The sequence below is a fragment of the Desulfovulcanus ferrireducens genome (genome assembly GCF_018704065.1).
Taxonomy (GTDB): Bacteria; Desulfobacterota; Desulfovibrionia; order Desulfovibrionales; family Desulfonatronovibrionaceae; genus Desulfovulcanus; species Desulfovulcanus ferrireducens.
Window position 1 is genome coordinate 1 of the sequence record NZ_JAGUQP010000006.1, and the last position, 24,174, is coordinate 24,174.

The 24,174-nt window shown below is 43.2% G+C and carries 19 protein-coding genes; 13 read left to right on the forward strand and 6 right to left on the reverse strand.

The annotated features are described in order from the left end of the window. Nucleotides 1-507 precede the first annotated feature (507 nt). From KFV02_RS03225 to KFV02_RS03240, 4 genes are all read left to right on the forward strand, one after another. The gene (locus KFV02_RS03225; RefSeq protein ID WP_252380095.1) at nucleotides 508-696 is read left to right on the forward strand and encodes a hypothetical protein; all 189 of its coding nucleotides are present in this window, start codon (nucleotides 508-510) and stop codon (nucleotides 694-696) included. 26 nt (nucleotides 697-722) lie between these two features. Further along, nucleotides 723-3,743: a formate dehydrogenase-N subunit alpha gene (gene fdnG / locus KFV02_RS03230; protein WP_252380096.1), complete on the forward strand. Its 3,021-nt coding sequence runs from the start codon at nucleotides 723-725 to the stop codon at nucleotides 3,741-3,743. A gap of 11 nt (nucleotides 3,744-3,754) precedes the next feature. After that, nucleotides 3,755-4,483 carry a 4Fe-4S dicluster domain-containing protein gene (locus tag KFV02_RS03235; RefSeq protein WP_252380097.1) on the forward strand — a complete coding sequence of 243 codons (729 nt, stop codon included), beginning with the start codon at nucleotides 3,755-3,757 and terminating at the stop codon, nucleotides 4,481-4,483. Nucleotides 4,484-4,795: 312 nt separating this feature from the next. Next, nucleotides 4,796-5,470, forward strand: a complete 675-nt coding sequence (locus KFV02_RS03240) for a phosphoadenosine phosphosulfate reductase family protein (protein WP_252380098.1) — start codon at nucleotides 4,796-4,798, stop codon at nucleotides 5,468-5,470. A gap of 973 nt (nucleotides 5,471-6,443) precedes the next feature. Here the strand turns inward: KFV02_RS03240 and KFV02_RS03245 are convergent. The 5 genes from KFV02_RS03245 to KFV02_RS03265 all read right to left on the reverse strand — a co-directional run bounded on the left by KFV02_RS03245 (nucleotide 6,444) and on the right by KFV02_RS03265 (nucleotide 13,037). Continuing rightward, complete coding sequence (locus tag KFV02_RS03245) at nucleotides 6,444-7,736, reverse strand: phenylacetate--CoA ligase (protein ID WP_252380099.1); 1,293 nt, start codon at nucleotides 7,734-7,736, stop codon at nucleotides 6,444-6,446. Between the two features lie 408 nt (nucleotides 7,737-8,144). Beyond that, nucleotides 8,145-9,503 (reverse strand): TRAP transporter large permease, encoded by a 1,359-nt coding sequence (locus KFV02_RS03250; RefSeq protein WP_353617284.1) that lies wholly within the window; start codon nucleotides 9,501-9,503, stop codon nucleotides 8,145-8,147. A gap of 79 nt (nucleotides 9,504-9,582) precedes the next feature. Continuing rightward, on the reverse strand, nucleotides 9,583-10,095 hold the full coding sequence (locus tag KFV02_RS03255) for a TRAP transporter small permease (protein ID WP_252380100.1): 513 nt from the start codon (nucleotides 10,093-10,095) through the stop codon (nucleotides 9,583-9,585). 67 nt (nucleotides 10,096-10,162) lie between these two features. Further along, nucleotides 10,163-11,185 carry a TRAP transporter substrate-binding protein gene (locus tag KFV02_RS03260; protein ID WP_252380101.1) on the reverse strand — a complete coding sequence of 341 codons (1,023 nt, stop codon included), beginning with the start codon at nucleotides 11,183-11,185 and terminating at the stop codon, nucleotides 10,163-10,165. 388 nt (nucleotides 11,186-11,573) lie between these two features. Continuing rightward, a complete protein-coding gene (locus KFV02_RS03265) occupies nucleotides 11,574-13,037 on the reverse strand; it encodes a GGDEF domain-containing protein (RefSeq protein ID WP_252380102.1) in 1,464 nt (487 codons plus the stop codon). Nucleotides 13,038-13,329: 292 nt separating this feature from the next. On the opposite strand from KFV02_RS03265, the gene KFV02_RS03270 reads away from it, so the two are divergent. The 6 genes from KFV02_RS03270 to mltG all read left to right on the forward strand — a co-directional run bounded on the left by KFV02_RS03270 (nucleotide 13,330) and on the right by mltG (nucleotide 21,473). Beyond that, complete coding sequence (locus KFV02_RS03270) at nucleotides 13,330-14,964, forward strand: glycosyltransferase family 4 protein (protein ID WP_252380103.1); 1,635 nt, start codon at nucleotides 13,330-13,332, stop codon at nucleotides 14,962-14,964. A 62-nt stretch (nucleotides 14,965-15,026) separates the two neighbouring features. Continuing rightward, a complete protein-coding gene (gene xseB, locus KFV02_RS03275) occupies nucleotides 15,027-15,239 on the forward strand; it encodes an exodeoxyribonuclease VII small subunit (protein WP_252380104.1) in 213 nt (70 codons plus the stop codon). A 25-nt stretch (nucleotides 15,240-15,264) separates the two neighbouring features. Next, entirely contained in the window at nucleotides 15,265-16,155 is an 891-nt protein-coding gene (locus tag KFV02_RS03280; RefSeq protein WP_252380105.1) for a polyprenyl synthetase family protein, read from the forward strand. Nucleotides 16,156-16,327: 172 nt separating this feature from the next. Then, nucleotides 16,328-19,870 (forward strand): FAD-binding and (Fe-S)-binding domain-containing protein, encoded by a 3,543-nt coding sequence (locus tag KFV02_RS03285; RefSeq protein WP_252380106.1) that lies wholly within the window; start codon nucleotides 16,328-16,330, stop codon nucleotides 19,868-19,870. Between the two features lie 130 nt (nucleotides 19,871-20,000). Next, entirely contained in the window at nucleotides 20,001-20,417 is a 417-nt protein-coding gene (gene ruvX, locus KFV02_RS03290) for a Holliday junction resolvase RuvX (protein ID WP_252380186.1), read from the forward strand. Between the two features lie 45 nt (nucleotides 20,418-20,462). Beyond that, complete coding sequence (gene mltG / locus KFV02_RS03295; RefSeq protein WP_252380107.1) at nucleotides 20,463-21,473, forward strand: endolytic transglycosylase MltG; 1,011 nt, start codon at nucleotides 20,463-20,465, stop codon at nucleotides 21,471-21,473. An 11-nt stretch (nucleotides 21,474-21,484) separates the two neighbouring features. Here mltG and KFV02_RS03300 read toward each other — a convergent pair whose 3' ends face one another. Further along, nucleotides 21,485-21,883, reverse strand: a complete 399-nt coding sequence (locus tag KFV02_RS03300) for a response regulator (protein WP_252380108.1) — start codon at nucleotides 21,881-21,883, stop codon at nucleotides 21,485-21,487. Nucleotides 21,884-21,931: 48 nt separating this feature from the next. Here KFV02_RS03300 and KFV02_RS03305 point away from each other — a divergent pair, with 48 nt between their 5' ends. From KFV02_RS03305 to KFV02_RS03315, 3 genes are all read left to right on the forward strand, one after another. After that, nucleotides 21,932-22,129: a ubiquitin family protein gene (locus KFV02_RS03305; protein ID WP_252380109.1), complete on the forward strand. Its 198-nt coding sequence runs from the start codon at nucleotides 21,932-21,934 to the stop codon at nucleotides 22,127-22,129. Nucleotides 22,130-22,190: 61 nt separating this feature from the next. Further along, on the forward strand, nucleotides 22,191-23,096 hold the full coding sequence (locus KFV02_RS03310) for an adenine nucleotide alpha hydrolase family protein (protein WP_252380110.1): 906 nt from the start codon (nucleotides 22,191-22,193) through the stop codon (nucleotides 23,094-23,096). A gap of 46 nt (nucleotides 23,097-23,142) precedes the next feature. Next, nucleotides 23,143-24,045: a DMT family transporter gene (locus KFV02_RS03315; RefSeq protein WP_252380111.1), complete on the forward strand. Its 903-nt coding sequence runs from the start codon at nucleotides 23,143-23,145 to the stop codon at nucleotides 24,043-24,045. Nucleotides 24,046-24,174 lie beyond the last annotated feature (129 nt).

Here is a 24,174-nt window from a genome sequence, read left to right on the forward strand (position 1 = left end):
ACATGAACAAAATGAACAACGAAACAAATCGCCTAACTTATTGCCTTTATTGAAATATTTTTAACCGGACACTAGTGATTAAATATTTACATAAATACAATCTATATTTATTGATTTATAAAATTTTTACATTAATAAACATTCGATTAGTATTAATTATAGTTCAAACTTTTACACTCAATTTCTCAAATTTTAACATATAACATCTTGATATATAAAATCATTTTTATAATATATATTTTTTGTTTTTTTATACAAAAATCTTAAAAAGATTTCTTCCATCATTAGCCTTCTAAAAAACACCTCAAAAAAACTTTTTCTTAAATCTTTACATCAGAGCACCCCCTTCTGTCTTCGTCTCTCATAACCTTCTCTCTAAAAAAATACCAAAAAAAGTTATTACCTGGAGTTTGTGTCAAACTTTGCAAAGTCTACCTACTTTTGACTTTCTCTCTCTAACATCTAAAGTCCGTATCATCGCAAAATCGTTTTCTTGGGGAGGTATCATTGAATTCTTTTTTTAATCTGCCTTTTTGTGGCCTGGGTCTAAACTTAGACCCTCTTTTAGAACGAAGCCAAACCTTAAAACTAACACCTATCCATGGGAAAAGACAAACAGTTTGGTTTCAGAACATTCCCATGACCGCAGGTATTGACCTGCTCATTTATCTTAACCGTGAAACAAGAGGCAGTTAAAAACCTTTAAACCATGAGGAGGGATTATGAAACTAGGTCGTAGAGAGTTTATAAAACTTTCAGCAGCGGCCACTACGGCAACCGCATTCGGTGGTTTAGGTTTTAATCTAAAACCTACTGCTGCCAGAGCCCAACTATTAAAACTTAGATGGGCCAAAGAAAGCACTTCCATTTGCTGTTATTGCGCCGTGGGCTGTGGACTTATTGTCCACTCTGCCAAAGAAGGTCCCGGACGAATTATTAATGTCGAAGGCGATCCGGACCATCCCATCAACGAAGGTGCCCTTTGTGCCAAAGGCGCTTCCATTTACCAGCTTGCAGAGAATGAAAACCGTTTAACCAAAGTCTTATACCGAGCTCCCGGCAGTGAACACTGGGAAGAAAAATCCTGGGACTGGGCATTGGATCGCATTGCCCGCAAAATTAAAGAAACCAGGGATCAAACCTTTGTTCGCTATAATTCCAAAGGACAAGAAGTAAACCGCTGCGAGGGTCTTGCCTCTGTAGGTTCAGCAGCCTTAGACAATGAAGAATGCTGGATCTACCAGGCCATGATTCGCGCCTTGGGTGTCACCTATATAGAACATCAGGCACGTATCTGTCATAGTTCTACAGTAGCGGCTCTTGCAGAGTCATTTGGACGCGGTGCAATGACCAATCACTGGATCGACATAAAAAACAGTGATTGCATCCTGGTTATGGGCAGTAATGCCGCTGAAAATCATCCCATTTCTTTTAAATGGGTCATGAGGGCCAAAGACAAAGGAGCCAAACTCATTCACGTTGATCCCCGCTTCACCAGGACTTCCAGCAAAGTAGATATCTATGCCCCTCTCCGTTCCGGGACAGACATCGCCTTTTTAGGCGGCATGATCAAATATATACTGGATAACGACCTTTATTTTAAAGAGTATGTGGTCAACTATACCAACGCGTCTTTTATTGTGAACCAAAAGTATAAATTTAAAGATGGTCTCTTTGCCGGATTTGATCCTAAAACCGGCAAATACGACAAGTCCTACTGGGCTTTTGAACTGGATAGAAACGGCAACCCCAAAAAAGACCATCGCCTCAGACACAGCCGCTGTGTATTCCAGCTCTTAAGGAAGCACTATAAACGATACACTCTGGATCGTGTATCAGAGATTACAGGAACGCCCAAAGAAAAACTTATCGAGATTTACAAAACTTATACAGCTACAGGTAAACCAGATAAGTCCGGAACCATCATGTATGCCATGGGCTGGACCCAGCATACAGTGGGTGTGCAAAATATCCGTGCCATGGCCATGATACAGCTCCTCCTGGGCAATATTGGTGTTGCCGGTGGCGGAATTAATGCACTGCGTGGGGAGTCAAATGTCCAAGGCTCTACTGATCATTGTCTGCTTTATCATATTTTGCCTGGCTATCTGAAAACGCCCAAGGCGTCTCAACCAACATTGGATGCGTACAATAAAAAATATACACCAGAGAGCAATGATCCGAAGAGTGCCAATTGGTGGCAAAATTATCCCAAATACTCGGCCAGTCTGCTCAAGGCTATGTATATGGACGCAGATATCCACGAGGCTTATCACTGGCTGCCTAAATTGGATGATGGGCAAAATGCTTCCTTTCTGGTCCTCTTCGATGAAATGCTAAAAGGCAAATTCAAAGGCTTTTTTGCATGGGGGCAAAATCCGGCCAATGGATTAGCCAACTCCAATAAAGCCCGTAAGGCATTAAGCCAATTGGACTGGATGGTTGTGGTCAATATCTTTGACAACGAGACCGCGTCCTTCTGGAAAGGACCGGGCATGGACCCCAAAAAAGTGAAGACAGAAGTCTTTTTCTTGCCCTGTGCGGTTTCCGTGGAAAAAGAAGGCTCTATCACCAATTCGGGCCGCTGGATGCAATGGCGCTACGCTGCAGCCAAACCGCTTGGTGACTCCAAGCCCGATGGAGATATCATTTGCGAACTGTTTGAGAGGGTAAAACACCTGTACCAGACCGAGGGAGGAGCTTATCCTGAACCTATTGTCAATTTGAGCTCGGAAAAATGGGGCAATAAAAAGAGCGTATACGACCCACATGCAGTGGCCAAAATAGTCAATGGCTACTTCCTCAAGGATGTGACAATTAAAGGCAAAACCTTCAAAGCCGGCACATTAGTGCCAAGTTTTGCCTACCTTCAAGCGGATGGTTCAACCTGTTCCGGCAACTGGCTATACTGCGGCTCATACACAGAAAAAGGTAACATGGCCGCCCGACGCGATAAAACCCAAACACCTGAACAGGCCAAAATCGGTCTTTTCCCCAACTGGTCATGGTGCTGGCCAGTCAACCGCAGAATCCTGTACAATAGAGCTTCAGTTGATCTTAAAGGACGTCCCTATGCACCACAAAAACCTGTCATTGCCTGGAATGGCCAGAAATGGGTTGGCGATGTACCTGACGGAGGATGGAAGCCAGGAACCAAGTACGCATTTATCATGCGCAAACATGGCCACGGCCAAATCTTTGGCCCTGGCAGGGTAGATGGTCCATTCCCGGAACATTACGAACCTCTGGAGTGCCCAATTAAGTCACATTCCCTGTCCAATGTACTGTACAACCCCACAGCCCTTAAGTTTGACGGTGAAATGGAGAAAAGGACATCTTGTGACCCAAGATACCCCTTTGTGTGCACCACCTATCGGCTCACTGAACACTGGCAAACTGGCGTTATGACTAGATGGCAGCCCTGGCTTTTGGAGGCGGAACCTCAACTCTTTGTAGAAATAAGTCCTGAATTGGCAAAACTACAGGGAATTAAAAACGGAGAAAAAATCATTGTGGAAAATGATAGAGGTCAGCTTGAAGCAGTAGCCATGGTTACCTCAAGAATGAGGCCATTTAAGATCATGGGACAAACAATACATCAGGTTGGACTGCCCTGGCACTATGGTTGGATCTATCCAAAAGATGGTGGAGATGCGGCCAACATCCTCACTCCCTCAGTAGGCGATCCAAACACTGGCATCCCGGAAACCAAGGCCTTTATGGTCAACGTACGCAAAAAATAAGGAGGTAGCTTATGGACGGAAAAACCTTTTTTATAGATCTCACTCGTTGTACTGCCTGCCGGGGATGCCAGATTGCCTGTAAGCAATGGCATAAATTGCCGGCAGAAAAGACATACAATTGGGGTTCACATCAGAACCCCAAAGACTTGTCCTACATCACATATAAATTGGTGCGCATGAAAGAGGTTGTCGAAAAAGGAGAGATTAAAGACTGGCTCTTCTTTCCTGAACAATGCCGCCACTGTGTCGAACCACCCTGTAAAATGACTGCTGACATGTATGATGAGCAGGCTATTTTGCAGGATGAGCTGACCGGTGCAGTAATATTTACTGAACGTACCAAAAAAATGGATATTGAGGAAATACGTGGGGCCTGCCCCTATGACATCCCAAGACAGGATGAAAACTCCAAGATCATGTCCAAGTGCGATATGTGTCTGGACAGGGTACACAACGGACTCTTGCCCGCTTGCGTGCAAACCTGTCCTACCGGGGCCATGAATTTTGGCGACCGGGAAGAAATGCTTGCTCTGGCTAAAAAAAGACTGAACAAGGTCAAAAAATACTATCCCGATGCTATACTAGGCGATCCGGAGTCTGTACGAGTCATCTACCTCTTTCAGACCAAACCGGCAAACTACCATGAATTCGCTGTAGCTGGTTTGTCCTTGCCACCGGTTATGAGCCGAAAACAAGCGCTGGCGAAACTCTTTCGCCCGTTTAAAAACATGCGTGGCTAGGTAACTGGATTTATATCCTCCTCCAGGGTCAGAGTTTCTGACCCAACCTGCCATTAAAGAGGCGCCTTAAGTGGCGCCTCTTTTTTTTGTTTATCAACAGAGTCTACAGATATTCCTTAAAAAATTGCAAAGAAAAAAGGCAAGTTCATAACATAGAGCCGTAAAAAATAATTTGCCAACGACAAGCCTTACTGTTAGGGATTTTAATATAGGTAGAAATTTCCTCAACAATTAAGAGGATAATCCAAAACACTGGTATCAGCTCCAACAAAGGCTTGCCAGGATGTGAATTTATCTGTGGGAGGTAGTCATTTGCATCTAGAAAAAAAAATTATCCAGACCCAAAAAATATTCGAACAGGTCTATGCCAGGTTCGCCACTGATAAAATAGCGGTAGCCTGGACAGGAGGCAAAGACTCTACCACAGTACTCTGGCTGTGGAAAAATTTTCTAAGAAAAAAAGGATATAGGGCGAACCCCAAGGCCTTAAACCTAGATACAGGGCTAAAATTTCCTGAAATCATAAAATTTAGAGATCAACTTCAGGCCAACTGGAAGATTGACCTTATAATTGCCCGGCCCGAAGTGACCTTGGAAACCTACCCCATTGCCCAAAACAAGGTTGCCTGCTGTCGAGATTTAAAAATAATTCCTCTGCAAAAAGCGGTTAGAGCTCATGGTTTGACCGCCTTACTCACAGGACTTCGGTTTGATGAACACCCATCAAGAGAAAAAAGAGACTATTTTGAACAAAGAAAGGACCCTGAATATATGCAGGTCAACCCTATCCTGCATTGGCGCGAAATGGATATCTGGTCATATATCATGCAGGAAAATCTTCCTTATTGCTTTCTGTATGAGCAGGGATATCGATCCTTGGGTTGTAAGCCCTGTACCCATCTTCCAGAAGGTGAAGGAGAAAGATCGGGCAGGGACAAGGAAAAAGAAGACCAACTTTCTATACTAAACAGTCTGGGGTATTTTTAAGACTGAGTAGTACCAGATGCTCATGCAAAAACCTGGGTTTTTGCATGAAATTTTGAATGTTGGGTTTTGAATGTTGAATTATCTTAACCGGTTGTGTTTGTCATGTTTTTATTAGAATCTGTGGCCAAATCCCATTTTGACTACCAGATTAGAAATCCTGGTTTCTTGAATGCATTGCAAAGGACTGGGTAAGCCATTTTGAGCTTAGCTTGCGGATAAGCAGAGCATAGGGGGACAAAGCTAAATACCTGGGACTCTTTGCCATAACTATCTATAGTTTAAATTGAGCGGTTTTTTGCAGCTCAAACTTCAAGATTGCTTCGCTACACTTTGTTCCACTCGCAATGACAGGAGCGAGATTGTCATTGCGAGGGCAGCGAAACTGTCCGTGGCAATCTCACCCATTGAGCGAAAATCACTCAACTTGGGTATAATTAAAAGATTATTCGTTTATCAAAAATAACCCATTATGCTCTGCCCGCAAGCAAACTTTTTACCCCGTTGAATCCAGCGAAGCGGGGCTGGCTTTTGCCAGTATTCAACTGGGGTAGATGGATCCAGGCATTTGCACCAGTTTGAAAGAAATCAGGATTGAAAAAGTTATGAGAAATTGTCCCCTAAATCCGTGAAAATTGACTCAATAACGATTCCTGTAACAATCCGGGGTCTTTGGAAAACAGCGAAAACTGTCTGACCGAGTTAGGCAGCCTTAATTAAAATCTTTTTAAATCGTTAGCTCCAAAATTTGCTTAAAAACCTGAAAATATAATACCCCATAAATCCAACGAATCGTGTTAAAATTTTAATTTAGGCTGCCTTCGAGGGAGTTTTTTCGCCTGTTTGACAAAAGTTCCGGATTGCTAATTGTCAATAAACAAAATTTACTCACTTTCACGGATCCAGGTTGTCCTCTTAAGTAAGGTTTGACCGTAGACTCATTAATATCTACAATTTCGACTTGTTACAATTGCATTTAATTTTCCCTTTTATCAAACACACGCTTTGTTTTGCGCTCTGACCTTGGCAAAGACTTATAGGGCAGCAACTCTACCCCAACACTGACCATCAGCTGCCCTTTTATTCTTTGTTGCACATCTTTAACAAGCTTAACATCTAAACTACTGTCTATGCCTTCAGCTCGTTCCACTTTAATCATCATATAATCTCTGCCATCATTCTTTCTTTCCAGTATGATCTGATACTCGCTGCCCAACCCTTTAATCTCTGATAGAATATGGTCTATTTGAGCGGGATAAATGTTTACCCCCCTGAAGATAATCATGTCGTCTGACCGGCCCAATATCCGATCATGCCTGGGCATAATACAACCACAGGGGCAGTCTCCACTCAACAACCTTGTCAAGTCTCTGGTACGATAACGAATAAGTGGCACCGCCTCCTTACGCAAGGTGGTCACCACCATCTCGCCTGTCTCTCCTTCAGGAACTGGCTCCAGTGTCTCGGGATCAATGATCTCGATAATGTAATAATCGGCCCAGTAATGAATACCATTATGGCAGACACATTCCAGTCCTGTGCCCGGGCCATACAACTCTGTCATGCCAGGAATATCAAACATATGCTCAAGTCCAAGTAATTCCTGGATACGTTTTCTCATGGCATCGCTAGAACGCTCAGAGCCAAAGATCATTTTCTTCAGACTAATCTTGTCTTTTATCCCTCGCCTGTTCACCTCCTCTGCCAAAAGAAGTCCCATTGATGCAGTGCAGCAAATAACAGTGCTTTGAAAATCGATCAGAAACTGGCATTGCAAATCCAGGTTGCCAGGCCCAACTGGCAAAGCCAGGGCTCCAAATCTTTCACAGGCAGCCTGAAAACCTGCTCCAGCTGTCCAAACGCCATAGCCTACAGCTATCTGCACTCTGTCTTCAGGGCTGAGCTCAGCCATTTCAAAACAACGCGCAAAAAAATGAGTCCAGTCATCTATATCTTTTTTTGTATAACAAAGCACCTTCCTCTTGCCAGTAGTACCAGACGAAGCATGAATACGCACTACATCCTTTAACGGCACAGCAAGAAGTGGGAAGGGATAGCCATCCTGAAGGTCTTTGGCTGTTGTAAAGGGAAGTTTTTGTAGATCAGCTAAACTTTGTATATCTTCCGGACGAACTCCAGCCTCGTCCATTTTTTTTCTGTAATCTTTTGAACCTTGATAAGCATGCTGGACTGTCCATTTTAATCCCTGAAGCTGCAGTTCTTTCAATTCCTCAATAGATTTAATCTCTGGCATAAAAGTCCTGGTCATAAACCTTACTCCATTCTTGAATTTACTAAATCAACTTTAGTGATAATCTAACATACTCCTAAATTGTGTTTTTTTGCAGTTCAAACTTTGAGATTGCTTCGCTACACTTTGTTTCGCTCGCAATGACAGGGACGAGATTGTCATTGCGAGGGCTGTGAAGCTGCCCGTGGCAATCTCACCCATTGGGTGAAACTCACTGGCTCAAATATACTTTTATTCCAATTTGTTTAACGTAAAACTCAATTAAAAATCGTCAAATTTAACATGCTGTAATTTCCTATCGTATAGCTCTGTCTGCATGCGACGCGCAGGCAGGAAGGCTTGTTTGTTGCACTACAAACGGCCTTGTTAGCATTGAAGCAAACATGCCTGGAAAAGCACCCCCCAAAAGTCGAGTCATTGAGTTCTTCACCCATTCACCCAACCAGGCAACAGGGTCACGATTTCAGGAAAAATTATAAGAAGGATGATGCACAAAATACAAGGCAACAAGAAAATGCTTGCGCTTTTATAAATAATACTCAGGTCAATTTCAGGCGCAAGGGCCTTGACTACATAGATGTTCACACCAACTGGCGGCGTTATGGCCCCCATGGTGGTAACCATGGTCAAAAGTATGGAATACCAGACAGGGTCAAAACCAAGCTTTACCCCTAAGGGGAAAAAGATAGGAATAGTTAAGACCAGAAAACCTAAAGAATCTATAAAACAACCGCCTATGAGATAAATAAGCAGCACAAAAGTCAAAATAATATATGGCGAGACAGGCAGGGAAGCTGCAAACTCTGCTACTGCAAAAGGCAACCTGGTGATGGCCAAGAAACGCCCAAAAATAATCGCTCCAGTGATCAGGAAAAAGACCATACTGGAAATCTTGACTGTTTCGACAATGGAATGAACAAATCCCTTCCAGGACAGGCTACGCGTGGCAAGTGCTAAAACCAGGGTAAAAAATACACCAACTGCACCTGCTTCCGTCGGAGTAAACAGGCCTGCATACAACCCACCAATGACTATAGTAAAAATAACCACGGCCTCAATAACACCGGCCAATGATTTTATTCTTTCTTTCCAGGAGGCTTTAGGCCCGGCCGGACCCAATTCAGGATTAAGACGGCAGATAAGAAAAATTGTAAGGACAAATAAGCATCCCAGAAGTAAAGCAGGCAACACGCCACCAAGAAAAAGCTTGATTATTGACTGTTCCGTCTGAAGGCCAATAATAATTAAAACTACGCTAGGCGGCATCAGTGTCCCTAATGTGCCACCAGTTACTATTGTCCCACTGCTAAGCCTTGTATCATAATTATATTTACTCATTTGAGGCAGGGCTACTGTCCCCATGGTGGCTGCTGTAGCTGTGTTGGAGCCACAGATAGCTGCGAATAATTCATCTGCGCCTATGGTGGCAATTGCCAGACCTCCGGGCCAGTGGCCAAACCATTTATAAGCCGCATTATACAATCTTTCCGCAATGCCCGAATTAAAAGCCAGGTAACCTAGAAAAATAAAAAGAGGAATCACTGTAAGGCCATAACTGGAAAATGTAGACCAGATTTCTGATCCTACCATGGTAATGGCAGCCTTTAAGGAGATCACGTACCAGAATCCGCAAAATCCCACCACAGCCATGGCAAATCCAACTGGCATGGCCAGAAAAAAAAGTGCCACTAAAAGAAAAGCTATTCCGATAATACCTATTAGCGTCAGGTCCATAATTAAATTTTGAGTTTTAAGTTCCGGGTTGTGAATGGTGGACAGGAGCAAACAGCTACATCCCTACTTCCCTGTATTCTTGAGTCCAACTTTGCCGGTCTGACTTCGGCAATGTTTAACAGGAAACGTCTCAATATTTCCCTGTTTCTTCGTTTCTCCGTTTGAGTATGGATTTCAAAAAATCAACCAGAAAAACAAGAGAAAGAACAAAACAACCTAATGCCACCCCATAGGTAAATGGATAATAAATAATCCGTAAAGTCTCGGAAAGCTCACCGGTCTGCCGCAGGGTGGCAGCATACCCGGCAATCTGCCAGGCAACAAAGCCAAAAAAAATCATACAGATAAAATAATTTATCGTATTCAAAAAATTGCGCATTCTTTTGGGGAATCTGAGAACAAATACATCAACTGCGATATGACCACGCCTTACCTGAGTGTAACCAAGGGCAAAAGCTGTCAGTACAGCGCTCAGATAGCCCATTAGCTCAAAAGTGCCTGGAATGGGCCTGCCAAAGATACGCAAAAAAACATTGGAACATGTCAAAATGGTTATAGCTAGTAAAAGACAACCTGATATCGCCAATAAAACTATGTTTAAACAGCAGATTACCCTGTCAAGAATTGAATTTATTGATTTCATGGTATTTTCAAAGGGGCGAACCTATGTGTTCGCCCCACTTTTTGCAGGTATACCTTTACGTTGTACTTTACTCGTATTTTTTAATCATGCTCTTTATGTCTTCAACAATTTGAGCGGCAGGAAGACCTTTTGCTGTCATATCCTTGACCCACTGATCTACAATTGGGTCCAGAAGCTTATCCCATCTGGCTTTTTCTTCCTTGCTAAGCTTGATAACTTCAACTCCCTGTGTCTTTTGTGACCATTCAAGAGCTTCAGCTACATGGTTATCCATATAAGTACCGGTCCATATACATTGCTCTCTACCTAAGTCTTCCATGACTTTTTGCACATCTTTTGGCAGTCTGTTCCAGGAATCCATATTCATAACAACAGCAAAAGGATATACAGCAGTGTTGGTGATTGTCACATACTTACAAAGTTCGGCGAACTTAAAATCTTTCAGTACTTCAAGAGAAGAAAATAAACCCTTGACCACGCCTTTTTGCAAGGCTTCCGGGGTCTCAGGCATGGGCATTCCCACGCGGTTTGCCCCCCACGCTTTCAATATCTGGGCTGCTCCGCCGGAGGCACGCAAGGGAACGCCTTTTATATCCTCTAAAGTTCTGATGGGAATTTTAGACATAATGTTAGACGGTGCGGTAGTAAACATGGTCAGCACCTTTACTTTGGCAAAAGACCTCGGAGTATATTTTTTATATAACTCCCATAAAACAAGACTTGCTACCGTGGAGTTGGGAAGACCCAGAGGCAGAGAAATAGCATTAGTGATAGGGAAACGTCCTGGCTGATAGGCCATACAAAGACAACCAATATCTGCTGTACCTGCAATAACCCCGTCCATCATGCCCTTGGCCTTGAGCAAGGTGCCGCCAGGATATGTCTGTATAAGAACTTTGCCTTTAGTGCGTTCTTCAACCTTTCTTTTCCACTCCTCCATCTGAACACAAGGAAAAGTAGGAGCTGGTGGAAAATTAGCATAGTTCAAGACAATTGGGCCACCGGCCATGACAGGTACAGGCATGTAAAAACAAAACATTGACAGGAAAAAAAACAAGCCCAATACAAAAGACCCTAGTTTTCTGCTCACTTATCCTACCTCCTAATTAAATCTAGACAAAGCACTGCTGAATTTGTGATCTCAATAGTTTAGCCTTATTTAAAATCAGCAGTCAATACGTAAAAAGACAAGAAAGAGGATAACCTTATAAAATTCTAACCTAAAGGCTATGAATAGCATAGTCTGGATTAGAAAAATATATGTTGGCGCGACTGTAAAAAATCTACAGTGTATCGGAGAGGGAAGTTAGAGGTAAAGGTCAAGCATTTGGAGGGTTGAGTTTTTTAAATACTATAAGCAACATATACAATTTGCTCTATTTCTCAATCCTAAATGCCTAAATAACCATGAGGACAGAGCAGGCTAATTCAGGGAAGAAGCAAAACTTTCTTCCCTATCTACTCAAACAGCTTGTTAATCAGTTACACTTTTGCAGGCACTGACGCCCAACCATATGACCACCAGTTGTGCAGACCATATTCCGACCGCTATTTTTGGCTAAATACAGCGCCTCGTCAGCCCGATTAATGAACACGTCAGCTGGTGTGAACGGATCTGGCTTTAAAGACGCAACCCCGATGCTGGCGGTAACATTAAACTTTTTACCCTGAAATGAAAAAATTATTTTCTGAATATTCTGACGAACTCTCTGAGCCAGAAGCCAAGCATCTTCTTCACTAGTCTCAGGCAAAAGTAACACGAATTCTTCGCCCCCATACCGGGCCACAAAATCAGTCTCCCGGACTGTACTTTTCAAAAGCCTGGCAATCCTTTGCAAAACCATATCCCCGGCCAAGTGACCATAAGTATCATTGATCTTCTTAAAATAGTCCAAATCTAACATAAGCAAACTCAAACTATGGCCATGGCGCTGATGTCTCTTCAACTCCAACCTTAGTCTTTTGTCAAAAGATTGACGATTATAAACTCTGGTCAGGCCATCATGATCAGCCTGAATACGCACTTTTTTATATTTTAAGGCATTCCGGATGGCCAATCCCAGATGATTACCCGCACTTTGTAAAATCTGAACCTGATCTCGTCCCAGGTTGGAAGCCTGACTGGTAACCACTGCCAAGGCCCCAAAAGTTTTCTGGCCTATTTTTAAAGGGATCAGAATCAATTGCCATGTTTGCGGCTTCAATAAGCAATCCTCCACTTTGTATGCTAGATAATTGACCTGATAATTTTTTATCATTTTCTGATTAAATCTTTGGCTGGCCTGTAAAAGATATTCAATCCACTTTTGCTCCAATCCTGGAGAAGTAGAGGGCAGGTAGATCTGAGCCTCCAGGTCATTTTCTGCTTGCCAAAACACCCCTAAAAGCGCTTTGGTTTCCAGAACTGCACCAAACTCTTTCCGGGCCATATCTAAAATCTCGGACACATCCAGACTCAAAGTAGCCTTAGCTAAAATACGATTTAAAAATGTCAGTTGTTCATTTTTCCTGGCCAAAAGCTCTCTTTCCAAGGCAATTTCTCTGGCCATATGGTATAGGTCAAGATATAAATTATGTACTTCTGCGACCCTATTCTTGAAATAAGCTAGCTTTTTACTGTTTACAGGGAGATATAAATAGCCCAAAAAATTTTCGGGCGGTGGAAAATCATAAGCATCTAAAGAAGTTCTTTCAGTAACCACCAAGACCACTTGAATACTTAAGTCGCCTCCAAAAATGTCCAAGGTGGAAATATTTTCCCACTTCTCAACGGGTATAAAAAATACTGCCGGATAATTAGGACCTGATTCCTGATTAATTTTTTCCAGTTCCTTTAAGCTAACTATCCGGCAGCCTGATGGACAATTTTCCTCAAACTGCTTTTCAATGTCAGCAGGGATATCTAACAAAAGAAAATAAATATCTTTATTTTCTCGATTCATACTTGCCCTCCTTTTCCTACTCAGATAAAGTAATTCCAGCAATTTACATACCAGGCTGTAAGTGAGTTGCTGCATTTACATTTTCCAAAGCCATTTTAAACGAAGCGAAGAAGAATAAGAAAAAAAAGACGTATCGTTAAGGAAGACATGAGAAAACGCTGCGTATCTTAATCCTGGGACGTAAGTTTTGACTAAACCAAACCCTGGCCCCCTCACTCCAATACTTATACGCATCCTGCCCAGGGCAGAAAGAATTGACTGTTTAAGCAAAGTTATTGTTAGATAAAAAATTATGGAACAAAAAATTTGGGCATCTCTTGACCCCTTTTTTGAAGCCGGACCTATTCTGGGTCGCAAAATAGCCAATAGTTCTTTCTTGAAAGCCCTCTTTAAAGCAGACCCTTTTGATGAATATCACTTTTTTTTGCCCGACCTGAAAACCATTAATCACCTAAAAGATTTTATTCGCCAATCCCTTCCCACATTGACAGGCAAAGTGCGTATTTATCCCCGATTAAAACTCTTAAAGGCCCTGCAAAAGTATAACTATTTTTGCTTTCACTTATCAGACTGCATCAATTATCCAGCAGGGCTCTCCAGGCTGCGCAATAAACTCAGTTCCACTACCTTTCCCATTACTAGTATGATCCACTCCCTAAGCTATCAGCATTACAGCCTTTATTTCTTTCGCCATCTCTGGCCGGGATGCACAGCCCGGGACGCGCTGGTTTGCTCATCAAGTAGTGGCAAAGAGGTTATTCAAAAATATTATAACCATTTACGCACATCCTATAACCTTAGCATCGATTTCAAAGAACCGTCTCTTTTCACCATTCCGCTAGGGATTTTTACGGATGAATTTCTTCCTTTGGACCCTGAAAATAAAAAACTCATCCGTCAGGAACTAGGACTCTCGAAAGAAAAAGTGTCATTGGTCTTTTTAGGCCGCATCTCTCATTATTCCAAAATGGACTTCTTGCCTCTTTTGCGGGCCATACAGGAAGTCTTTACGGCAGGAGTCCAAAAAGAGGAAATAACTCTGATTCTGGCCGGGTGGGTGAATGAGGAAGAAGATTTTCTTGAGCCTCTTAAAAACTTAAGTCAAAATATTGGTCTGACACTAAAAATATTTCCCCGGCCAGATGAAACGCTGAAGAAAAAAATCCTGGCCCAGGGGGATATTTTTGTTTCCCTGGCTGACAACTACCAGGAGACCTTTGGCCTGACTGTTTTAGAGGCCCAGGCCATGGGACTTCCTGTAATTGTCTCTGATTTTGATGGATACAAAGAGCTCGTTCAAGACCAAAAAAGCGGCTTTCTCGTTCCTACCTATGGTCCATCCTCTCAGGACTGGCTCTGCGACCTGGCTCCCCTTATTTTTGATAATCAGTCGCACCTATTAATGGCTCAAAATATAGTGGTCGATCTGCCTGCCCTGGTCAAAAACCTGCTAACCCTGATCCAAAACAAGGAGCTGAGGCTCAAGATGGGTGAGTTTGGGTCTATGTTTGTTCGTCAGCACTTTGATTGGTCTAAAATAATCTTGTCCTACCTGAACCTATGGAAAAATCTGTGGAATCAAAAAATAGAACCAGAGCAAAAAGCAGTACCTCATCCTTTGAACACTCCTTATCCTGAAATATTCTCCCATTATCCCAGCCGAATTTTAAATGAAAATGAACTTGTCAAGTGGAGCAAATTGGGACAACGCATCTATAAAGGGCAAGATTTTCCTGTCATGTATGCCGGGGTTAATGAATTTATCCAGGAAGATTGCTTGCGCATGCTCTTATTTTTGGCCCGAGGCCCCATCAGCATAAAGGAACTGGTGCTTAGACTTTGCGCAGCCAAGGGGTTAAACATTGAGATGGCCAAATATTTGATTTTCTGGAGTCTGAAGCAAGGCCTTTTGGAGTTGATAAACTAAGAAGTAAAGGGTAAGGATTAAGGGGCAGGGGCGCACTTCATACGCCCCAGGGGTAATTTAAGATGGCAAAAAAAAGCAGCGAATTTGAAAAAAATCTGCAAAAATTACAAAAAATAGTCGAGCAATTGGAGCAAGGGGACCTGCCTCTGGAAAAGGGAGTTGATTTATTTAAACAAGGACTTTCCCTGGTTTACTCCTGCCGCCAGCAACTGGAAAAAGCCAAACATGAAGTAAGCGTTTTCATCCAGGAAACAGAACAGGACAAGGAAGAGTGACAAGTAGAGAAATAGGGTAGTAACAATGAACTTTAAAGAAGAACTGAAAGTTTATGCCCAGGAGGTAAACTTCTACCTTTCCCAATGTGTCAAAGGTCAAGGGATTCCGTGCGACCTGGTCAAAGCCATGGAATACAGTCTGCTGGCCGGAGGAAAACGCATCCGCCCGGTCCTTTGCCTGACCTGGGCCAAGATGCTTGGTGTTAATCTCGAACAGGTCTTGCCTTTTGCCTGCGGCATCGAACTCATCCACACATACTCCCTTATCCACGATGACCTGCCAGCCATGGACAACGATGATCTCCGCCGAGGCAAGCCCACTAACCACAAAGTATTTGGTGAAGCTCTGGCAATTCTGGCTGGAGACGGACTTTTAACACATGCCTTTTCCCTGATGCTTTCCGCTCCCCTGCCCTCCCATTTGATTGTCTCAGCAACCCGGGAAATTGCTTGGGCATCCGGACCGGCAGGTATGGTAGGCGGTCAGGTTTTGGATATGCTCTATACCGGGAAAAATTTTCTTGACCTCAAGGAACTTCAAAAAATGCACCGCATGAAAACAGGTGCCCTGATCCAGGGATCCTGTGTCTCCGGGGCTATTCTGGCCAAGTCTGAAGGGGCCGATGAAGATGATGAAAAAATGGCCCGAGAATATGGGCAGGCCATTGGGCTGGCCTTTCAGATCGTTGACGACATTCTGGACATTGTCGGTGATGAGCAAGAACTGGGCAAACCCATTGGCAGCGACCAGGATCAGGGTAAAGTTACCTATCCTGCACTGCTGGGACTTACAAAAAGTCGCGAACTGGCCCAGGAATGCGCTCAAAAAGCCAAAGCCTGTTTAGATAAATACACTGGCCGGGAAAAAGACTTTCTGGCCGAGTTGGCCCAATACATAGTTGACAGGGTTAATTAAGGCGAAGAGACAGAAGGATAAGCCCTCTTACCCTTCTGTCTTTTAAACCTCCTAACCCCTTTAATATTTTTCACGTTTTTGCCTCTTGACCTTCTCCTTGCCTTCCAACATCTTTCGGGTTAGACTAATTATTTTTCTTCAACCTAACTGCAAATAAAAGGTTTTTTACATCATGGCTCAAAGAAAACCACATATCTCTCTTGCTTCAGAACGTCTGATAAAAAGGGTCTTAAAACTCAATTTGGAGCAGTTCCGCTCGTGGCCTGAATCCGTCCAGGAACTGGCATTAAGCCTGGCCGCGGAAATTTTCATTATCCGCTACAACCCCTTTATCAAGCCTGAACTGGTACGCCAAAGTGTCTGGTCCAGGCTGGAGACTGAAAAAAATACCCTTTCTTCAACCTATTATCAGATCATCTCAACCTGTCTGGAGAATTACTGGCGCGAATTTGAGCAAGACCAGGAATTTAAGAACAAGCTCATCAAAAGACTATCCTCTATCCTGCCTTCTGAAAACATTGGCCTGGCTCCCAACATAATTGCCGAATGTTCGACTGATGCCACTGATCTACGCATGGAACTGCCTTTAATGGTCCTTTTCCCGGAGACTACAGAACAGATACAGGAAATTACACGGCTTGCCAATGAAATGAATTTCGCCCTCATTCCCCGTGGGGGTGGTTCAGGTTTGACCGGAGGCGCTATTCCAGGGGCCCAGCGTTCTGTGATCTTAAGCACGAGCATGATGAAAAAAATCCTTTCCATCGATGAAAAGGATATGGTTTTATGCGCTCAAACCGGGGTCATTACCTTAGATGCCATCAAGGCCGCAGATGAAAAGGGACTGCTTTTTACTGTTGATCCTGCATCCAAAGCTGCTTCCTCTCTGGGCGGAAATGTCTCGGAAAATGCAGGAGGACCATTCGCCTTTGAATATGGCACAACCCTGGACAATATCTTAAGCTACAAGATGGTCATGCCCACCGGGGAACTCATTGAGGTAAGGCGTAAAAACCATCCTCGGCACAAAATTCTGCCCGATGAGACAGCTGTCTTTGAAATTTACAACGCCCAAGGTAAATTAAAAGAAGTAATCACACTAAAGGGCTCAGAAATCAGAACCCCTGGTCTGGGAAAAGACGTAACCAATAAATATTTAGGTGGGTTGCCTGGCATTCAAAAGGAAGGAGTGGACGGGGTCATTACTGAAGTCTGTTTTACCTTGCACCCGAAAATGTCTCTATCCAAAGTCCTGTGTCTGGAGTTTTTTGGCAAATCCATGCGCAACGCCATGCACGTCATCAAGGATGTAGTTGCGTTTCGTGACGAGATCAGACGAAATGGCGACCTGGTAAAGATTTCAGCCTTAGAAGAGTTCGGGACCAAATATGTCCAGGCCATTGATTACAAGACAAAATCCACCAGGTACGAAGGCCACCCCATTTCAGTGCTCATTCTACAACTGGATTCTAATGATGCCCAAGCCCTGGATGAGGCTGTGCAGAGAATAGTGGATATTGCCACCCCTTATGAGGGAGTGGATATCTTTGTGGCCAGAGATGAAAAAGAAGCCGAACACTTCTGGGAAGACAGGCATAAACTTTCGGCCATTACCAAACGCACCAGCGGATTTAAAATCAATGAAGATGTAGTCATTCCCCTGGAAGTAGTCCCTGAATTTTCTGATTTTATTGAAAATTTAAATCTTTACTATCTGGCTCTGGCCTACCGTAAGGCCCTGTTGAAAGTAAACAATCTCAAAGGGGTGGATATCGATGATGAGTTCATTCACATGGAACTGGATGTAACCTCGGATATCCTCAAAGGCAGGTTAACCAAAGATGAATTGCCGGAACAGGAACTGGAACTACAGATAAGATTCTTCTTCCAGGATCTAAAATCCAGATATCCTAAACTCCAGAATGAATTAGAAGACATTTTAGAAAACCTCTTCCTGACCCGAATAATTATTGCCAATCACATGCATGCCGGTGATGGCAATTGCCATGTAAATATTCCTGTAAATTCCAATGACCGCGAAATGCTCCACCTGGCCGAAGAAGCCGCGTCCAAAGTATTTTCTGAGGTTTTACGTATGGGAGGCCAAATTTCAGGAGAACATGGCATTGGTGTGACCAAAATAGGCTACCTGGCCGAAGAGAAAATCAAGGCCCTACGGGAATATAAAAGGATTGTTGATCCAAATAATATTTTCAATCCCAATAAACTGACCCAGAAAGAAATTCCTGTTGAACCATATACCTTTTCTTTCAATCAACTTATTGAAGATATCAAAAAAACTGCCATTTCGGAAAAAGAAAAGATAATTAACTTACTAAAAGATATTCAAACTTGTTCAAGGTGTGGAAAATGTAAACAGGTCTGCCCGATGTTTCTGCCGCAAAAAAGACTTTTGTTCCACCCTCGCAACAAAAATATCACCCTGGGGGCATTAATTGAGGCCATTTATTACTCCCAACTCTTGACCGGTGAACCTGACCCTGAACTTTTGGAACACTTACGCAAAATAATGGAGCACTGTACTGCCTGTGGCAAATGCACCTATGTCTGCCCGGTAAAAATTAATAATGCACAGGTTGCCCTGGAATCACGCTCCTTTTTGGACTCCAAAAATGCCAGTGGCCATCCTTTAAAAAAGAAAATACTTCACTTTCTAAGCCAGGATCCCCAGCATTTGTTACCCAAAGCAGCCAAGGCTGCCAGCATTGGGCAACAAATTCAAAACAAAGTGGTTGGCTTTATCCCTGCTTCCTGGCGGCAGAAACTGGACAACCCTCTATTTCGAGGCAAAGGCCCGACAACCGAATATAAGAATCTAGCCGAAGCTCTTCATTTGGAGCAGGGTTCTGTTTTTGTCCCGGACCAAACACGAGTTACACAGGCTGTAATCTACTTTCCTGGCTGTGGGGCTGGCCTTTTTTACCGCTCCATTGGCCTGTCCGCGCTCTACCTTTTACTCAAATCCAATACCGCGGTTATACTGCCACCGGTCCATCTCTGTTGTGGCTATCCATTATTGGCTTCTGGTTGTACAGAGTCTTATCACAAGATAGCCCAGGAGAACAAAAAAATTCTTCAAGAGATGGTGTTAAAAAACTATTCCAGGGGCATTGTTCCTAGCCATATTCTTACATCCTGTGGAACCTGCCGGGAAGGAATCAAAGAATACGACTTGAGTAGCCCTTCTTCATCCTTGGTTCAGATGGACGTGGTCCAGTATCTCTTGCAAAACCTGTCCATAAAGCCAGAAAACAGTCCGCAGACACTCATTTATCATCCAAGCTGTCACGCCGAGTGGTCAGGGACAAATCTAGCCAAGGCCGGGCAAATCTACGCCCTAAACCTGGGCGAATTCCTGAACAGCCAAGTTCGAATTAATCCCGGGTGCTGTGGTGAGAGTGGTATGGGAGCCCTGACCTCCCCTGAAATATATAACCGCATAAGAGACCAAAAAATTGAGCGTCTACGCGAAGTTTTACCCTCTTACTCCCAGAAGTTACCCATTTTAGTTGGCTGTCCTTCATGTAAAATCGGCATCAAAAGAAGCCTCATGGAGTTAAAAGATAAGCATAGGGTTTTGCATACAGTCGAATTTCTGGCTGAACAAGTAGGTGGGCCAAAATGGAAGACAGAGTTTTTAAAGGCTCTCAAAAAAGGAAAAGTAAAAGATAACCAGAGAGTTATAAAATTGTAGGAAGTTGGGAAGCTAAGAAGCTGGGAAGATGGGAAGTTATGAAATCAGGACACTTTATACTTCATTTACCACCGTGTTCTCCAAACTTCTTATCTTCTCAATTTCTCATCTTCCTTCCTCTAAAAAAATCATGCGCTATCTGGGTATTGATTTTGGAATAAAACGCGTCGGCTTGGCCATATCCGATCCTGAGGGACGTATGGCCTTTCCCCTGACCACCATTATCAGAACTACGCGTGATGAATTTTTTTCCCGGTTAATGCAACTAATTCGTGAAAAAAATATAGAAGCTATTGTCGTGGGCCTGCCCATAGGTCTTGATGGCCAGGAAACCTTGACAACCAGGCAGGTGCATAATTTTATTGCCAGCCTTAAACGACGCACCGCCATACCCATTCACACGGTCAATGAAGCCCTGACTTCCTATGAAGCTGAAAGTCGGCTAAAAAGACAAGGAATCAAAGGGAAAAAACGCAAAAAATATCTGGATGAGTTATCAGCAGTGCTGATTTTGGAATCATTTCTGAACAGGGCTTCACAGGGTTAATAAGTTATGATGTGGTGAACTTGAGAAGCATGGTTTTAAAACGATATGAACAAATTACGCTTGGTTCTTCTCTTTTGCCTGTTCCTGTCTGTAATTTTCCTTTCCACACTAATCTATGTATACCGGTCATGGACCCAGCCTCAGGCTGGATACGGCCCAGATAAGATTGTACACATAAAGCCCGGTCAATCTCTAAAAGAAGTTGCCGCCCTCCTTTATAACCAAAAAATCATTAAGCATCCACAAATTTTTATTCTTGGGGCCAAGTTGAACGGTGAGGCCCACAAGATCCAGGCCGGCCAGTTTAAACTCAGTCCTTCCTGGTCCTTAGCCAAAATTCTGGACCAGTTAACCAAAGGTTCTGAAGTGTTATATCCTCTTAGAATTCCGGAGGGTTTAACCTGGTGGCAAATTGGAAGATTAGTGGAAAAAAATGGTTTCTGTTCCTTTGACGAATTTGCCCGAAGTATTACAGAGCGCTCTTTTCTTGACCGTATGTCCATTCATGCGCCTTCGGCAGAAGGTTTTTTATTTCCGGAAACCTATTTTTTATCCAAATCCAAAAACTACAGCGGGCAAGAAATTGTTGGTATATTTATTCAAGAATTCTGGCAAAAGACCAGGGACCTGTGGACAGGCTTATCTTTTAATCAAATATATCAAAAGTTAATCCTGGCCTCGTTGGTAGAAAAAGAAACAGCACGGCCAGAAGAAAGAAAACGCATAGCCGGTGTTTTTTTTAATAGACTTAAGAAGGGAATGCTTTTACAGTGTGATCCTACCGTAATCTACGGGTTAGGGCCAAAATTTGATGGCAACCTGACTAAAAAGCACCTTCAAGATAAACAAAATGCATACAACACTTATACCCATAAAGGCCTGCCTCCTGGCCCAATCTGTTCGCCAGGCCTTGCATCCATAAAAGCGGCATTGAACCCGGAAAAACATAACTATCTCTATTTTGTGGCCAAAGGAGACGGCACTCACTTCTTTAGTTCAAGCCTTAAAGAACACAATATGGCCGTATATAAATATCAGATAAGAAGAAAGAGGTAAATATAGCTACATTATTCATCCAGCTTTTGGTGGGACCGAGTTTGACGAGACCGTGCAGATAGAGCCTGCTCCACTTTATCCATAAGTTCAGTCAGGTCGACAGACTTAACCACATAGTAATCCGCAGCAATAGACTTTACATCGTGCTGAAAACTGTCGTAGGCAGTGCAGAGAATGATTTTGACGTCCTGGTCTCTGGTGCGGATTTCCTGCAGGATATCCAGACCACACTTGTTGCCATCCAACTTAATATCTAAAATCACGACATCTGGCTCTTCCTTTTCGATGATTTTTAAAATATTATCACTCCCATTCGAGGTGATGACATCATAACCTTTATCTTCCAGTTCCTCTTGATAGAGCATACGGATGTGTAATTCGTCATCAATAACTAAAATTTTTCCCTTCATGACTTTCTCCTTTTAAGTTTTAACTATTAGCCCTGAGAGGATTAACTTATGAAAGTCTTTATCGAGCCTGAAAACAAAGAAATCGAGTTGCCCAGGAGGCCCAAGACAGTCCTCAGTCTTTTGAATAAATTAAATTTGCGCCCTACCCAAGCCTTGGTTATCCGCGATGGTCAACTTTTAACACCTGACAGACGCCTTTACCACAATGATAACATAACCATTCGTCTTGTTATTTCTAGAGGTTAAAAAAGAAATCATTACAAACGGCAAGATATACTCAATTTAACAGAGCCAAAGGATACAAAAAATGAAATGCAGAAGATGTCAAAAACAAGCTGTAGTGGCCTTGCCCAGCCATAACACCGCTTTTTGCGCAGACTGTTATCTACTGTTTTTTAAACGCCAGGTAGAAAAGGCCATCAAGGATCACAAACTCCTGACCCAAAATGATAAAGTCGTGGTAGCCATAAGTGGAGGCAAGGACTCTCTGGCCCTTACCTGGCAACTGGCCAATCTTGGCTATGATGTCACCGGCCTCCATATTGACCTGGCTATCCCGGATTCTTCTGAAAAGGCCAGGGAAATTACAACCAACTTTTGTAAAAAGTTTAACATTAAATTGAAAATTTTGGAAATAAAAAATGAAGGGTTGGCAATTCCGGAAGTCAAAAAAAGAATCAGGCGTCCTGTTTGCTCGGTATGTGGTCAAATCAAGAGGTATTATTTTAACAAATTTGCCCTGGACCATGGATTCACTGTCCTGGCCACAGGTCACAACTTAAACGATGAAGTGGCAAGACTGCTTTCGAACACCCTGCGCTGGGATACAGCCTACCTTAGTGACCAGGGGCCACTTCTCCCTGCTGAAAATGGCTTTATGCGCAAGGTCAAACCCTTGTATCGTTTGACAGAATTTGAAACTGCCAATTTGTGTTATCTGGTAGGAATTGAGTACGGTTTTACCCCCTGCCCGTATAGCTCCGGAGCCAGTTTTACCTATTATAAACAACTTCTGGACGAACTTGAATTTAACCAACCCGGTCGCAAACTCCAATTTTACGAAGGATTTTTAAAACGGGGACAAAAAGCCTTCAAGCTTCTGGAACAAAAACAGGGTCAGGAACTCAACCCATGCCCCGAATGTGGTTATCCTACCTCAGGGGAACTATGTGGTGTGTGCCGGATCAAGAAAATGATGGGTGTCATGAAGTAGGGGTAAAGTAGCCTCGGCTAATAATTATTGAAAAATGGTTGAGAGCATGCAAAAGAATATAAGCTTAAATATCTATAATTTACCATATCTTTTACTTACATTAGCTGTACTTTTCTGGTCTGGCAATTTTATTATAGGCCGGGCTGTACGCGCTGATGTGCCACCGGTTGCGCTGGCCTTTTGGCGTTGGTCCTGCGCATCGCTGCTGGTGCTTTGGCCGGCAATACCCCATTTAAAACGAGACTGGGACACGTTACGGAGCAACTGGCCTATACTGCTGCTTCTTTCGGCCATTGGTATCGCTTCGTTCAATACGTTGCTTTATATCGGCCTTCAGTGGACCATTGCAATCAACGCTTTCCTAATGCAGTCGATTATGCCAGTGCTGATCGTGGCCATGTCCTTCCTGATATTCCGGGAAAAAATTACTGTCATGCAAGGCATTGGTGTCGTGATCTCCTTAATCGGAGCCTTTATTATCATTGCGCAAGGCAACTTGAAGATGCTGAGTTCGCTGTCAATGAACCGTGGCGACGTCCTTATCTTCATCGCTGTGATCTCCTATGCTGGTTATTCAGTGATGTTGCGCAAGCGGCCCTCCGTACATCCGCTTAGCTTTCTGGCCACCACGTTCATTATCGGCTCACTGTTGCTGCTGCCTCTCTATTTGTGGGAGACCTTTACCATGCGCTCCATCTCCTTCAATCGCCCTACTCTACTGGCTATTGGCTATGTAGCGATTTTCCCATCGATTCTTTCCTACCTCTGCTATAACCGAGGTGTGGAACTTATAGGGGCAAACCGCGCCGGGCTATTTATACATCTGATGCCCGTGTTTGGCAGCATTATGGCCATTATATTTCTGGGAGAATCCCTTCGATGGTTTCATGGTGCGGGCATTGTATTGATTGCGTTAGGAATCATTTTGTCAACCCGTAGCAAAACATAAAAGATTTAACTGCAAAAACTCATTTTTTTGACTTTTTGCAAACTTGTAATAGTTTAACACCTTAAAAACATTGAACTTTGAACCTTGAACTAAGCCTGCTAAAACAGCGAAGCGAAGTTTTTGCAAGCG

Excerpts from the sequence above, each read along its gene's own strand:
- fdnG (WP_252380096.1), top strand. The coding sequence starts at position 723 with ATGAAACTAGGTCGTAGAGAGTTTATAAAACTTTCAGCAGCGGCCACT.
- KFV02_RS03235 (WP_252380097.1), top strand. The coding sequence starts at position 3,755 with ATGGACGGAAAAACCTTTTTTATAGATCTCACTCGTTGTACTGCCTGC.
- KFV02_RS03245 (WP_252380099.1), bottom strand. The coding sequence starts at position 7,736 with ATGACCAGGACTTTTATGCCAGAGATTAAATCTATTGAGGAATTGAAA.
- KFV02_RS03255 (WP_252380100.1), bottom strand. The coding sequence starts at position 10,095 with ATGAAATCAATAAATTCAATTCTTGACAGGGTAATCTGCTGTTTAAAC.
- KFV02_RS03265 (WP_252380102.1), bottom strand. The coding sequence starts at position 13,037 with ATGAATCGAGAAAATAAAGATATTTATTTTCTTTTGTTAGATATCCCT.
- KFV02_RS03270 (WP_252380103.1), top strand. The coding sequence starts at position 13,330 with ATGGAACAAAAAATTTGGGCATCTCTTGACCCCTTTTTTGAAGCCGGA.
- xseB (WP_252380104.1), top strand. The coding sequence starts at position 15,027 with ATGGCAAAAAAAAGCAGCGAATTTGAAAAAAATCTGCAAAAATTACAA.
- KFV02_RS03280 (WP_252380105.1), top strand. The coding sequence starts at position 15,265 with ATGAACTTTAAAGAAGAACTGAAAGTTTATGCCCAGGAGGTAAACTTC.
- KFV02_RS03285 (WP_252380106.1), top strand. The coding sequence starts at position 16,328 with ATGGCTCAAAGAAAACCACATATCTCTCTTGCTTCAGAACGTCTGATA.
- ruvX (WP_252380186.1), top strand. The coding sequence starts at position 20,001 with ATGCGCTATCTGGGTATTGATTTTGGAATAAAACGCGTCGGCTTGGCC.
- mltG (WP_252380107.1), top strand. The coding sequence starts at position 20,463 with ATGAACAAATTACGCTTGGTTCTTCTCTTTTGCCTGTTCCTGTCTGTA.
- KFV02_RS03300 (WP_252380108.1), bottom strand. The coding sequence starts at position 21,883 with ATGAAGGGAAAAATTTTAGTTATTGATGACGAATTACACATCCGTATG.
- KFV02_RS03305 (WP_252380109.1), top strand. The coding sequence starts at position 21,932 with ATGAAAGTCTTTATCGAGCCTGAAAACAAAGAAATCGAGTTGCCCAGG.
- KFV02_RS03310 (WP_252380110.1), top strand. The coding sequence starts at position 22,191 with ATGAAATGCAGAAGATGTCAAAAACAAGCTGTAGTGGCCTTGCCCAGC.
- KFV02_RS03315 (WP_252380111.1), top strand. The coding sequence starts at position 23,143 with ATGCAAAAGAATATAAGCTTAAATATCTATAATTTACCATATCTTTTA.